Consider the following 12,816-nt stretch of genomic DNA (forward strand, 5'->3'; position numbering starts at 1 on the left):
CGAAAGAGCCAACGAGCCGCTGGGGCGCCTCGTCAGTCCTTGCGGCCTGTTGATGCGTGCCGCATCAACTGTCCCTTTTGGCGAAAGGTCCAATGAGCCGCTGCGCGTCTCAGGCCTTGCGGCCTGTTGATGCGTGCCGCATCAACTGTCCCTTTTCTCGTTCCCAGTCCCGCTTCTTCTCGGTCTCGCGCTTGTCATGCTGGGCCTTGCCCTTGGCCAGCGCGATGTCGGCCTTCACGCGGCCGCCTTTGTAGTGCAGGTTCAGCGGCACCAGGGTGAAGCCGCGCTGCTCGATCTTGCCGACCAGCCGCTTGATCTCGGCCTTGTGCATCAACAGCTTCTTGGTGCGGTCGGCTTCGGGCGTCACATGGGTTGACGCGCTGCGCAGCGCATTGATGCGGCAGCCGATCAGGAACAGCTCGCCGTTCTTGATCATCACGTAGCCATCGGTCAGCTGGACCTGGCCCGCGCGGATGGCCTTGATCTCCCAGCCGGACAGCACGACGCCTGCCTCGAACTGTTCTTCGATGTGGTAGTCGTAGCGGGCGCGGCGGTTCTCGGCGATGGACATGGGGTCGCAAATGGGGGCGAAGCCCCTCAATACAATTTGTGGATTCTATGAAGCAGGTCAAAAAGTCCGTTCTGCTCTGGTACACACCCCGCGAGATGTACGAGCTGGTCACCGCGGTGGAGCGCTATCCCGAGTTCCTGCCCTGGTGCAACAAGGTCGAGGTGCTGGGCCGTGAGGCAGACACCGTCACGGCCCGCCTGCACCTGGCGTACGCTGGCGTGCGCCACGCCTTCACCACGCGCAACCACAACGAGGACGGCCGCAGGGTGCGCATGGAGCTGGTCGACGGCCCCTTCTCGCATCTGGACGGGCTGTGGCAGTTCCAGCCCTTGAACAAGCCCGGCACGGATGCCGAAGCCACGGCCTGCAAGATCGCCTTCGAGCTCAGCTATGCCTTCAGCAGCGGCGCGCTGGAGGCTGTCGTCAGCCCGGTGTTCGACCGCATCGCCAACACCTTCGTCGACAGCTTCGTGCAGCGTGCCGAGAGTCAATATGGTCCGCGTTGAGCTGGTGTGGAGCCCGCGGGCGGGTGATGTTCAGCACCGCTGGCTGGAGGTGGAGGAGGGCGCCACCGTCGACACCGCCTTGCGCGCTTGCGTCGATTTCATGGCCGCCCAGAGCCAGCCTCTGGATCAATTGCACATCGGCATCTGGGGCCGTGCGCGGCCGCTGACGACGCCGCTGCGCGAGCGTGATCGCATCGAGGTCTACCGCGCGCTGACCGTCGACCCCAAGGAAGCGCGGCGTCTGCGCTACGCCAAGCGTGGCGAGCGCATCGTGTCGCGACATCGGCCCAAACACGCGGGCTGAGCCGACGGCTGGACGCGTTGGCTCAGCGGGTCACTTGCACTCGCTGGTGATGGTGTCGCGCGCGCGGCTGACCTCGGCGGAGATCTGGGCCTCGTCCATGAAGACGCGCTCGCCCTTCTCGTTGGTGCGGGTCAGGCGCGTGCCGCTCTGCAAATCGCGCAGATTGGCCTGGGCGCGGGCGCAGTTCTCGCGGCGCTGCGCGGCGACGCGGCGTTCCTCTTCCTTCTGCTTGGCGGTCTCGCCATCCTGGTCCTTCTTCTGGCGTGCAGCGGCCTCCTGCTCGGCCTTGGTCGGCGCGCTGGCGGGCGGCCTGGGCGCGGAAGCAGCGCTGGCCTGAGTGCTGGGCGGCGCGACGACGATGGTCGGCTTCGCCACATAGGGGCGAAGCAGGATGTCCTTGTCCGGTGTGCCGGGCGGCGGCGGCATGTCGCTGTACTGCACATTGCCCTTGGCATCGCGCCACTTCCACTGGGCCTGAGCGGCGCCGGCTGCAGCGAGGCAGAGCAGGACGAGAAGAGCTTGGCGAAAGGCTTTGCGAGGCATGCGGCCAGTTTAGGGCCTGTTGGCGCAGAGGCAACGGCCCCTGCGTGACCCTCCGTATAATGCCGCTTTGCGTCTGGAGCTTTCCTCATGCGCCTTCTCGGCAAAGCGCTCACCTTCGACGATGTTCTGTTGGTGCCAGCGTTCTCCCAGGTGTTGCCCCGTGACACCAGCCTTGCGACCCGCCTGTCGCGCAACATTCCCCTGAACCTGCCGCTGGTGTCCGCCGCCATGGACACCGTGACCGAAGCTCGCCTGGCGATCGCGATCGCGCAGGAGGGGGGCATCGGCATCGTGCACAAGAATCTCAGCGCCGAATCCCAGGCGCGCGAAGTCGCCCGGGTCAAGCGCTATGAGAGCGGCGTCGTTCGCGAGCCTCTCACCATCGGCCCGAACGCCACGGTCCGCGAGGCGATGGAGCTGACTCGCCAGCACGGCTTCTCGGGTTTCCCGGTCGTTGAGGGCAAGCGCGTCATCGGCATCGTCACCGGCCGCGACCTGCGCTTCGAGACCCGCATGGACGCCCGCGTCAGCGAGATCATGACGCCGGCCGAGAAGCTCATCACCGTCAAGGACGGCGCGTCCACCGACGAGGCCAAGGCGCTGATGCACAAGCACAAGCTGGAGCGCGTCGTTGTCGTCAACGACGCCTTCGAGCTGCGCGGCCTGATGACCACCAAGGACATCACCAAGCAGACCAGCTTTCCCAACGCCGCGCGCGATGCCCAGGGCAAGCTGCGCGTCGGCGCGGCAGTCGGCTTCGGCGACGACACCGAGCAACGCGTCGAACTGCTGGTGCGTGCCGGCGTCGATGCCCTCATCGTCGACACGGCCCACGGCCACAGTGCCGGCGTGCTGGAGCGGGTGCGCTGGGTCAAGAGCAACTATCCGAACGTCGACGTCATCGGCGGCAACATCGCAACCGGCGCCGCAGCGCTGGCGCTGGTGGAAGCCGGCGCCGACGGCGTCAAGGTCGGTATCGGCCCCGGCTCCATCTGCACGACCCGCATCGTTGCGGGTGTCGGCGTGCCGCAGATCACCGCCATCGACAACGTCGTCACGGCGCTCAAGGGCACCGGCGTGCCCGTCATCGCCGACGGCGGCGTGCGCTACTCCGGCGACCTGGCCAAGGCCATCGCTGCGGGCGCCGACTGCGTGATGATGGGCGGTGCCTTCGCCGGCACCGAGGAGGCGCCCGGCGAGGTCATCCTCTACCAGGGCCGCACCTTCAAGAGCTACCGCGGCATGGGCTCGATGGGCGCGATGGCCAAGGGCAGTGCGGATCGCTACTTCCAGGACACCTCGGCCAACAACCCGAACACGTCCAAGCTCGTGCCGGAAGGCATCGAAGGCCAGGTACCCTACAAGGGCTCGGTCGTGCAGGTCATCTTCCAGATGGCCGGTGGCCTGAAGGCGTCGATGCACTACTGCGGCTGCGGCTCCATCGCTGACATGCAGGACAAGGCCGAGTTCGTCGAGATCACGACGGCGGGCATGCGCGAGAGCCATGTCCACGACGTGCAGATCACGAAGGAAGCACCGAACTACCGCAGCGAGTGACTGTGGCCCCCGGTTTGACCGTTGACGGTCAAACCGCCCCCCGCGGGGGCGCAAATCGTTCTAGGGGCAGCCCGTCGAACGCTTTGCTGCTGCCGACCGAGACAACGGGGCGAACGAGAGTCGCCCCGTTGCGCTTTTCAGGAAGACGATGAGTTCCTCCACGCAACGCACCCCGGCCATGGGTTTCATCATGGCCGCGGTGCTGATCGACATGATCTCCATCGGGCTGATGGTGCCGGTGCTGCCGCATATCGTCGGCACCTTCACCCACAGCAACGACGAGCAGACCTCGGCCTTCCTGATGGTGACCATGGCCTTCGGCGTGGCCAACTTCATCGGCTCACCCGTGCTTGGCTCGCTGTCGGACCGCTTCGGCCGCCGGCCGGTGCTGCTGATCGGCTTCGCGGGCCTGGCGCTGAGCTTTTTCGTGACCGCCGTGGCCACCGCGCTGTGGATGCTCGTTGCCGTGCGCCTGTTCTCAGGCGCCATGCAGGCCAATATCGCCATCGCCAACGCCTATGTGGCCGACATCACGCCGGCCGAAGACCGAGCGCGCCGCTTCGGCCAGCTGGGCGCGATGTTCGGCGTCGGCTTCATCCTCGGCCCCGTCATCGGTGGCTGGCTGGGCCATTACGACGTGCACTGGCCCTTCCTCGCCGCCGGCTGCATGGCCGTGGTGAACTGGTGCTACGGCTTCTTCGTGCTGCCCGAGTCCCTACCCGTTGACAGGCGCACGGGCTTCAACTGGAAGAAGGCCAACCCGGTGTCGTCCCTGCGCGGCCTGGCGGCGCTGAAGGGCGTCGGGTCGCTGGTCGTCGTCATCGCGCTGGCGTCGCTGGCGCAGTTCATGTTGCACATGACTTGGGTGCTCTACACCAAGTTCAAGTTCGGCTGGGGGCCGCTCGAGGTGAGCTGGTCCCTGTTCGCGGTAGGCATCGTGTCGGTGCTGAGCCAGGGCGTGCTGCTCAAGCCGCTGCTGGCGCGCTTCAGCCCCCGGCGGTTGGCACTCATCGGCATGGGCTCTGCATCGGTGGCCTATCTCGGCTTCGGCCTCGCGACCGAGGGCTGGATGATGTATGCCGTCATCGCCTTCAACCTGCTCGGCGGCGTCGCGACCGCGGCGGTGCAGAGCATCATTTCCAATGCGGCGGGGCCGACCCGGCAAGGCCAGGCCATGGGTGCCGTGTCGTCGCTGAACAGCCTGATGGCCGTCATCGCGCCCGTCGTCGGCCTGACTTTGCTGGGCTGGGTGTCACACCGCCCGGCCACCGACCCGCTGATGGGCCTGCCCTTCTACACCTGCGCTGCCCTGCAACTGATCGGCCTGATCGTCGCCTACCGCTTCTTCCACGGCCAGCGCACCGCTTTGCAAACCGCCTGAGTTCACCATGCAACACGACAAAGTCCTCATCCTCGACTTCGGCTCCCAGGTCACCCAGCTCATCGCTCGCCGCGTGCGCGAAGCGGCCGTGTATTGCGAGATTCACCCGAACGATGTGTCCGACGACTTCATCAAGTCGTTCGCACCCAAGGCCATCATCCTCAGCGGCAGCCACGCCTCCACCTACGAAGACCACGAGCTGCGCGCGCCGCAGGCCGTGTGGGACGCCGGCGTGCCGGTGCTCGGCATCTGCTACGGCATGTTCACGATGACGGTGCAGCTCGGCGGTGAGGTCGAGGCCGCCGACCACCGCGAGTTCGGCTATGCCGAGGTGCGGGCGCACGGCCACACCAAGCTGCTCGATGGCATCCAGGACTTCGAGACGCCCGAGAAGCACGGCATGCTCAAGGTCTGGATGAGCCATGGCGACAAGGTCACCGTGATGCCGCCGGGCTTCAAGCTGATGGCCTCCACGCCCAGCTGCCCCATCGCCGGCATGGCCAACGAGGAGAAGCGCTACTACGCCGTGCAGTTCCACCCCGAGGTCACGCACACCGTGCAGGGCGACGCGCTGCTGCGCCGCTTCGTGCGCGACATCGCCGGCTGCAAGGGCGACTGGCAGATGGGCAGCTACATCGATGAGGCCGTGGCCAAGATCCGCGAGCAGGTCGGTGATGAAGAAGTCATCCTCGGCCTGTCCGGTGGTGTCGACTCGTCGGTGGCCGCCGCGCTGATCCACCGCGCCATCGGCGACCAGCTCACCTGCGTCTTCGTCGACCACGGCCTGCTGCGCCTGAACGAAGGCCAGATGGTGATGGACATGTTCGCCGGCCGTCTGCACGCCAAGGTGATCCGCGTCGACGCGAGCGAAGTCTTCCTCGGCAAGCTGGCCGGCGTGGCCGACCCCGAGAAGAAGCGCAAGATCATCGGCGCCGAGTTCGTCGAGGTCTTCCAGGCCGAGGCCAAGAAGCTGAAGAACGCCAAGTGGCTGGCCCAGGGCACCATCTACCCCGACGTCGTCGAGAGCGGTGGCACCAAGACCAAGAAGGCCACGACGATCAAGAGCCACCACAACGTCGGCGGCCTGCCCGAGACGCTGGGGCTGAAGCTGCTGGAGCCGCTGCGCGAGCTGTTCAAGGATGAGGTGCGGGCGTTGGGCGTGGCCCTGGGCCTGCCGGCCGACTTGGTCTATCGCCACCCCTTCCCGGGCCCGGGCCTGGGCGTGCGCATCCTGGGCGAGGTGAAGAAGGACTTCGCCGACCTGCTGCGCCGCGCGGACGCGATCTTCATCGAGGAGCTGCGCAACACCATCGACCCCGCCACGGGCAAGAGCTGGTACGCGCTGACCAGCCAGGCCTTTGCCGTGTTCCTGCCGGTCAAGAGCGTGGGCGTGATGGGCGATGGCCGCACCTATGACTACGTCGTCGCGCTACGCGCTGTGCAGACCAGCGACTTCATGACGGCGGACTGGGCCGAGCTGCCTTATGCGCTGCTCAAGCGCACCAGCGGCCGCATCATCAACGAGGTGCGCGGCATCAACCGCGTGACCTACGACGTGTCGAGCAAGCCGCCCGCGACGATCGAGTGGGAATGATTCAAAGGCCAACGTCACCTGGCGCCACTGCACGGGCGGCGCGGCGGTGGCGTGGCGCGCGACTTGGTAGTCATCCGGCAAGGTGAGCTGCTCAGGCTAACCTATTTCAAAGGCTCATCAGCTCGCTGGAAGTGCAGTCCCGACCGCGTTCCTTCGAAAGATAGAGCGCATCATCAGCGCGCTCGAGCACGCAGTCCAACGTCTCATCCGGGCGAGCTTGCGCGACACCCGCGGAGAAGGTGAAGGAGATGCCCGCGGTCGGCCCCATGGTGCTGCGCACGCGTTCAAGTGCCGTGCAGGCGTCAGCCAACTCCGTGCCTGGCAGCAGAAGCAAGAACTCTTCACCGCCGACTCGCCCGAGAGATTGGCCGGATCGCAAGTGGGTGCGAATGTGCTCGCAGAAATGACGCAGCACTGCATCTCCGCCGGCGTGGCCGTGTGTGTCGTTGACTTTCTTGAAGTGATCCAAATCCAGCAACGCCACGCAGACGGGATGCGAATGCCGGCGTGGGTCCGCGAGAGCGCTAGCGGCAAGCTTCAAAATATGGCGCCGGTTCGGGACACCTGTCAGTTCATCAGTAAATGCTGCCTGGATCGCAAGTTCGTGTGCATGCGCCAGTTCGGCTGCCATGCGCTGGTTGGCCCGTAGCAACCGCTCGAGGTCATCCTTCTCGTCGCGCAGCGACTTGCGCTGCAGGTACAGCGCTACGAAGGCTGCCACCTTGCTCTGCATCACAAGCGGCGGAACGGGCTTCATCAGAAAGTCAACCGCACCAGTTTCATAGCCCTGAAACGTTCGCTCAGTGTCGATGCTGGCCCCGGTCAAAAAAATGATGGGCACCTCATTTGTGCGTTCATCGCCGCGCATTGCCGCGGCGAGCTCGAAACCATCTACGCCAGGCATGTTGACGTCGATCAACGCCAAGGCGAACTCATATTGACGCAGTAACTCCAACGCCACCGCTGCCGACAGCGCAGATACAACCTCAACGCCTGGCCGATCCAAGATTAGCTTGGTTGTTACCAAGCTGTCAGGATGGTCATCGACATGAAGAACGAAGGCGATGTCGCGGGTAGGCAGCGCTAACTCCCGAAAACTGTGCCTTTGCACGTTAGCAAGAGCCAGAGCCAACGATGTTGCTCAGGATAAGAATTTTTCAATGCGTTACTGATGGGCGCGAATTGCTATCTGCTGGCCAGCAGATGCGATGCTTGGTGGGCAATGACGTTCAAGACACCCGAGCTGAAACGTTCCGTAAAAGAACCCCGTAGCGGGGTTCCTGCCACGATTTCTCGGGGCGCAGCCCCTACAAACGCGCGCTGACCGTGGTGCATGGGCCCGCGGCATTCAACGCAGTTTGAAGGACCTGATGACCGCTACGCACGACCCGCATCCCGCCCTCGCCCGGCGCTCCCTGCTTGCAGGCCTGGGCCTGCTGCCCGCTCTGCCGCTGCTGTGCAGCGCGCCGGCGCTCGCCGAGACCCGCCCGGTGCCCGCCTCGGCCAGCGGCGTCTTCCGCCACGCCGGCCTGTTGGTCACGGAGGACGACTTCAAGCGCATCCGTGGTCATATCGCGGCCGGCGAGCAGCCCTGGACGGGCTGGTGGAACAAGCTGTGTGCCGACCGCCTCACTTCACTGGACGCCTGGCCGAGCGCGCTGCCGGCGGTCTACCGCCAGGACAGAAGCAAGGCCTCGCTGTACCGCGACATCCAGCGTGCCTGGTGCCTGGCACTGCGCTGGAAGCTGTCGGACGACCCCCGCTATGCCGACAAGGCGGTGGAGACCCTGGATGCCTGGGCGCAAACGCTGAAATTGGTCGCGACCAAGGCCGAAGGATCGACCGCCCCTGACGATCACACCTACATCCTGATGGCCGGCATGCAAGGCCACCAGTTTGCCCAGATCGGCGAGGTGATGCGCAGCTACCCCGGTTGGGCGCCGGCGAGCCTGGCACGCTTCCAGCAGATGCTGCTGGATGTGTTCGGCAGCATCTGCTCGGGATTTCTCAAGAAGGTCTCCCTCGGCTCGCATGCCAACTGGGACATGGCCTCGCTGTGTGGCGCCATGGCCATCGGCGTGTTCTGCGACCGGCCCGAGTTGTACAGGCAGGCCTGCGACTACTACGCGGGCAACAACCAGGGCGAGCTGGCCATGTTCGGCAATGGCTCCATCGTGCACAGCGTGTACTTCATGCACCCGGGTCATTTCGGGCAGTGGGAGGAGAGCGGGCGCGACCAGGGGCATTCGACGCTGGGGATGTCGCTCGGCGGCGACCTGCTGGAGATGGCCTGGAACCAGGGTGACGACCTCTACGGCATGTACAACAACCGCTTCCTCGCGGCGGCCGAGTACGTGGCGCGCTCCAACCTCAAGGACGAGAACGGCAACGTCTACGCCGTGCCGTACGCGCCGGAACACAACCCCTCGCAGCCCCATACGGCGCGGTGGACGGAGGTCAACCAGTCCTTCCAGAACTACCGCAACGCCTGGGAACCCATCTACAACCACTACGTGAACCGCATGGGGCTGGCGGCGCCCAACGTTGCGCGCATGCTGCCCCTGTGCGAGCCGAATTACGGGTCGGGCAATGGCGACGACATGGTGTACCCGACGCTGACGCAGCGCCGGCCCGCCTATGCCGGGCCGATGAAGGCGCCCTCCGGCCTCACGTCCCCGGTGCACGACGGTCGCGTCGTGCTGTCGTGGTGGGGCAGCGTCGGTGCGACGTCCTATGTGGTCAAGCGGGCCGCCCGTGCCAACGGGCCCTTCACCCACTTGACGACCGTCGCCGCCGACCAACTCCTCACCCACACGGACACGCCGCCCAAGGGCGTCTGGTTCTACCAGGTCACCGCCCTGGGCAGCGCCAGCGCCAGCGCCGCCTCCACCGCGGTGCGGGCCGCCGTGCCCGGCGAGCGGCGCTTCTCGATGCCGCTGAATGGCAGCAACGGCACGGGCACCATCGGCGCGTTGCAGACTCCCGCCGGCCAGTGGAAGGCCGTCGCGGGCGAGCTGCTGGACGGCGCGACCTGGGGCGACGGGCGGCTGAACGACAAGGCCATCGTCTTCGACGGCAAGTCGGCCGGCCTGCAGCTGCCCGAGGGGCTGTTCAGCGGCCTGGGCGACTTCACCTTGTCCCTGTGGGCCAATGCCAATTCACTGCGCACGGACAGCTGCCTGTTCTTCGCCGGGCACGACGGGTTTTCCTACATGCGCCTCGTGCCCAAGGGCCGCGTGGGGCTGCAGTTCGCCATCACCGGCGCGGGGTTCAACGACGAGCAGAACCTGGTCGCGCCGTGGTTCATGCCCATTCGCCGCTGGGTCCATCTGGCCGTCACGCTCAAGGGCACTACTGGCCGGCTCTATGTCGACGGCACAGAGGTGGCGAGGTCCGACGCCATGATGCTGTCGCCGCGCCAGGTCGGCGACCAGGTGGCCTTCCTCGGGCGCGACTGGGGCCATGCGTCATTCAACGGCCGCATCCAGGGCTTCCGCATCGAAGCGGGGGCCTTGAGCGCCGCCGAAGTCGCGGCTCTGGCGAAGTAGCGGTCGGCGGGGGCGCACCGGCGCGCCGTGCGCGTGCCGTGCGCCTCATTCCCGCAGTGCTCACCGGCGCCGGTACCCGGCCCGGCAGGGCAACTGCTGGGCGGCTGGCTCGCGACAGGTCACTGCCGACAGCCGGCTCCGGACGCTGGCATTTGATCTATGTCAAACCGCGTTACGGCGGCGTTTCTAGAATTTGATGCATCAAAAATGCATCTTTAGAGGCGCCCATGTCAGTCCCTTCCCTTCAGTTCGACTCTCGCGGATTCGCAATGTGTGACCGCGCCCCAGCGATCGTCGCCAAGCTTGACGTCCTGGCCGCCAACGAAACGCTGGAGCTGTTGATGGACGGGGAGCCCGGCTCGCTGGAGGCCCTGCTCAACGTTCACAGACCCGGCATGTTCAGCTGGCAGAGCGTCGACCGCGGCCCGGACTTCTGGCGGGCGCGAGTCACAAGGCTTGGCTCTGCGCGCGGCACGTGCTGCGGCGCTTGCGGCGGCGCCTGACGTTCAACTGTTCCTGGCGTTCCAAGGAAATCACCATGAAATCCCGTAGCAATCTCTGGCGCTGGCTGGGGCTCATCTTCGTGCTGTCGTTCGGCGCCCTGGGCTACCTGGGCTGGCAGATCTATCTTTCCGCTCCACCCATCCCGAACCGGGTGGTCAGCGCCGACGGCGAGCTGTTGTTCACCGGCGAGCAGATCCAGCTCGGCCAGCAGGCTTGGCTGTCGGCCGGCGGCCAGCAGCTCGGCACGGTCTGGGGGCATGGCGCCTATGTCGCGCCGGACTGGTCGGCCGACTGGCTGCATCGCGAGGCGGTGGCCCTGAAGGCCCGGCGCCTGGCCGAACAGCAGCAAAGCGGCCTGACGGTCAGCGACGCGCAGCGCGCCGCCGTCGACCAGCTGGTGCGCGAGGAAATGCGCCGCAACACCTACGAAGAGAGCAGCGGCGATGTGCGCGTCACCGCCGCCCGCGCCCAGGCCATCCGTGAAGTCGCTTCGCACTACGACGGCCTGTTCGGCACCGAACCGGCGCTGGACAAGCTGCGCGACCAATACGCGATGACGGCCGGCGCCTTGCCCGAAGCCGAGCACCGCAAGGCGCTGGCGGCCTTCTTCTTCTGGTCGGCCTGGGCGGCCGTGACGGATCGCCCTGGCGAGGCCGGTCTGTCCTACACCAGCAACTGGCCGCACGAACCGCTGGTCGGCAACACGATGAGCACGTCGGCCGCGATGTGGTCGATGGTCAGCATCGTGCTGCTGCTGGCCGGCATCGCCGCGATGCTGTGGCTGCACCAGGGCGACGAAGAGCTCGCCGTCGTGCCCAAGGCCGACCCGCTGCTCGGCGCCAAGGCCACACCGTCGATGAAGGCCACGCGCAAATACTTCTTCGTCGTCATCGGCCTGATGCTGCTGCAGATCGGCATGGGCGCCATCACCGCCCACTATGCGGTGGAAGGCCAGGCCTTCTTCGGCATCCCGCTGGCGCAGATCCTGCCGTACACCGTCACCCGCACCATCCACACGCAGATCGGCATTTTCTGGATCGCAACTGCCTGGCTGGCCACGGGCCTGTACGTCGCGCCGCTGCTATCGGGCGCCGAACCCAGGCTGCAGAAGCTCGGTGTCGACGCGCTGTTCTGGGCCCTCATCGTCGTCGTGCTCGGCTCGACGATCACCGGCTGGCTCGGCACGCTGCAGCACCGCGGGCTGGACTTCAGCTTCTGGTTCGGCAACCAGGGCCTGGAATTCACGAGCATGGGCCGCTTCTGGCAGATCCTGCTCTTCGTTGGCCTGCTGTTCTGGGTCTTCCTGCTCGGCCGTGCGCTGTGGCCGGCGCTCAAGCGGCCTTCGGAAACCCGTGGCCTCATCGCCATGGTCTTCCTGTCGGCGACCTGCATCGGCGGCTTCTACGCGAGCTCGCTGACCTGGGGCCAGCACACCCACTACTCGATGGTCGAGTACTGGCGCTGGTGGCTGGTGCACCTGTGGGTGGAGGGCTTCTTCGAGGTCTTCGCCACGGCCGTCGTCGCGCTGATCTTCACCAACCTGGGCCTGGTGCGCCCCGCTTCTGCCAACCGCGCCATCGTCGCGGAGACCATCGTCTTCCTGTTCGGAGGCATCCTGGGCACGTTGCACCACCTGTACTGGACGGGCACGCCCACATCGGTCATTGCGGTCGGCTCGGTGTTCTCCGCACTGGAGGTGGTGCCGCTGACGCTGATCGGCCTGGAAGCGCTGCAGACCTACCGCCGCGCCAAGGGCGTGGCCTGGCTGGGCGCCTACAAGTGGGTCATCCTGTCCTTCGTCGCCGTGGGCTTCTGGAACACGGTGGGCGCCGGCCTGTTGGGCTTCGCCATCAACCCGCCGGCCTCGCTGTACTACGTGCAGGGCCTGAACATGACGGCGGCCCACGGCCACGCGGCGCTGTTCGGCGTCTACGGCATGCTGGGCATCGGCCTGATGCTGTTCTGCCTGCGCGGGCTGTACGACCGGGCGCTGCATGCCGACCGATTCCTCAAGCCCGCCTTCTGGAGCCTGAACATCGGCTTGGCGATGATGGTCTTCCTGTCGCTGCTGCCGGCTGGCATCTACCAGGCCTACCAGAGCATCACGAAGGGCCTGTGGTACGCCCGCTCGCCAGAGGTCATCCACTCCAAGGTGATGGAGACGCTGGTGTGGCTGCGCGTGCCGGGTGACATCGTGTTCGCCGCCGGCAGCGTCTTCCTGGCCGTGTATGCGCTGTACCTGCTGCGCCGCCCCGCGGCGGACCGCCTGCCTGCAGGCGCCGCTCCGGCCCGTGGGCGCTGAAAGGAT

At 66.3% G+C, this 12,816-nt stretch carries 11 protein-coding genes; 8 read left to right on the forward strand and 3 right to left on the reverse strand.

What is annotated here, in order from left to right; translation table 11 throughout:
• Window positions 1-109 precede the first annotated feature (109 nt).
• Window positions 110-571, reverse strand: a complete 462-nt coding sequence (smpB, locus tag ACXJKM_RS01700) for an SsrA-binding protein SmpB (RefSeq protein WP_056197918.1) — start codon at window positions 569-571, stop codon at window positions 110-112.
• 47 nt (window positions 572-618) lie between these two features.
• Here smpB and ACXJKM_RS01705 point away from each other — a divergent pair, with 47 nt between their 5' ends.
• Both ACXJKM_RS01705 and ACXJKM_RS01710 read left to right on the forward strand, forming a co-directional pair.
• Window positions 619-1,077 (forward strand): type II toxin-antitoxin system RatA family toxin, encoded by a 459-nt coding sequence (locus ACXJKM_RS01705; protein WP_056197916.1) that lies wholly within the window; start codon window positions 619-621, stop codon window positions 1,075-1,077.
• Window positions 1,064-1,381 (forward strand): RnfH family protein, encoded by a 318-nt coding sequence (locus ACXJKM_RS01710; RefSeq protein ID WP_056197915.1) that lies wholly within the window; start codon window positions 1,064-1,066, stop codon window positions 1,379-1,381. The genes ACXJKM_RS01705 and ACXJKM_RS01710 overlap by 14 nt, the downstream gene beginning before the upstream one ends.
• 30 nt (window positions 1,382-1,411) lie before the next feature.
• Here the strand turns inward: ACXJKM_RS01710 and ACXJKM_RS01715 are convergent, their stop codons facing one another.
• Entirely contained in the window at window positions 1,412-1,924 is a 513-nt protein-coding gene (locus ACXJKM_RS01715) for a DUF4124 domain-containing protein (RefSeq protein ID WP_056197912.1), read from the reverse strand.
• An 87-nt stretch (window positions 1,925-2,011) separates the two neighbouring features.
• Between ACXJKM_RS01715 and guaB the strand changes: the two genes are divergently transcribed.
• The 3 genes from guaB (at window position 2,012) to guaA (ending at window position 6,456) form a co-directional block, all read left to right on the forward strand.
• On the forward strand, window positions 2,012-3,481 hold the full coding sequence (gene guaB, locus ACXJKM_RS01720) for an IMP dehydrogenase (RefSeq protein ID WP_056197911.1): 1,470 nt from the start codon (window positions 2,012-2,014) through the stop codon (window positions 3,479-3,481).
• 148 nt (window positions 3,482-3,629) lie between these two features.
• The gene (locus ACXJKM_RS01725; protein WP_457349841.1) at window positions 3,630-4,862 is read left to right on the forward strand and encodes a TCR/Tet family MFS transporter; all 1,233 of its coding nucleotides are present in this window, start codon (window positions 3,630-3,632) and stop codon (window positions 4,860-4,862) included.
• A 7-nt stretch (window positions 4,863-4,869) separates the two neighbouring features.
• Window positions 4,870-6,456: a glutamine-hydrolyzing GMP synthase gene (gene guaA / locus ACXJKM_RS01730; RefSeq protein ID WP_457349843.1), complete on the forward strand. Its 1,587-nt coding sequence runs from the start codon at window positions 4,870-4,872 to the stop codon at window positions 6,454-6,456.
• A 106-nt stretch (window positions 6,457-6,562) separates the two neighbouring features.
• Here the strand turns inward: guaA and ACXJKM_RS01735 are convergent, their stop codons facing one another.
• On the reverse strand, window positions 6,563-7,567 hold the full coding sequence (locus ACXJKM_RS01735; RefSeq protein WP_457349928.1) for a diguanylate cyclase: 1,005 nt from the start codon (window positions 7,565-7,567) through the stop codon (window positions 6,563-6,565).
• Window positions 7,568-7,826: 259 nt separating this feature from the next.
• Here ACXJKM_RS01735 and ACXJKM_RS01740 point away from each other — a divergent pair, with 259 nt between their 5' ends.
• The 3 genes from ACXJKM_RS01740 to ACXJKM_RS01750 all read left to right on the forward strand — a co-directional run bounded on the left by ACXJKM_RS01740 (window position 7,827) and on the right by ACXJKM_RS01750 (window position 12,810).
• Window positions 7,827-10,004, forward strand: a complete 2,178-nt coding sequence (locus tag ACXJKM_RS01740) for a LamG-like jellyroll fold domain-containing protein (RefSeq protein ID WP_457349845.1) — start codon at window positions 7,827-7,829, stop codon at window positions 10,002-10,004.
• Between the two features lie 227 nt (window positions 10,005-10,231).
• Window positions 10,232-10,507: a DUF2249 domain-containing protein gene (locus ACXJKM_RS01745; RefSeq protein ID WP_457349847.1), complete on the forward strand. Its 276-nt coding sequence runs from the start codon at window positions 10,232-10,234 to the stop codon at window positions 10,505-10,507.
• 35 nt (window positions 10,508-10,542) lie between these two features.
• Window positions 10,543-12,810 carry a nitric-oxide reductase large subunit gene (locus ACXJKM_RS01750; protein WP_457349849.1) on the forward strand — a complete coding sequence of 756 codons (2,268 nt, stop codon included), beginning with the start codon at window positions 10,543-10,545 and terminating at the stop codon, window positions 12,808-12,810.
• The last annotated feature ends 6 nt before the right edge of the window (window positions 12,811-12,816 follow it).

This window comes from Roseateles sp. P5_D6 (assembly GCF_054049415.1).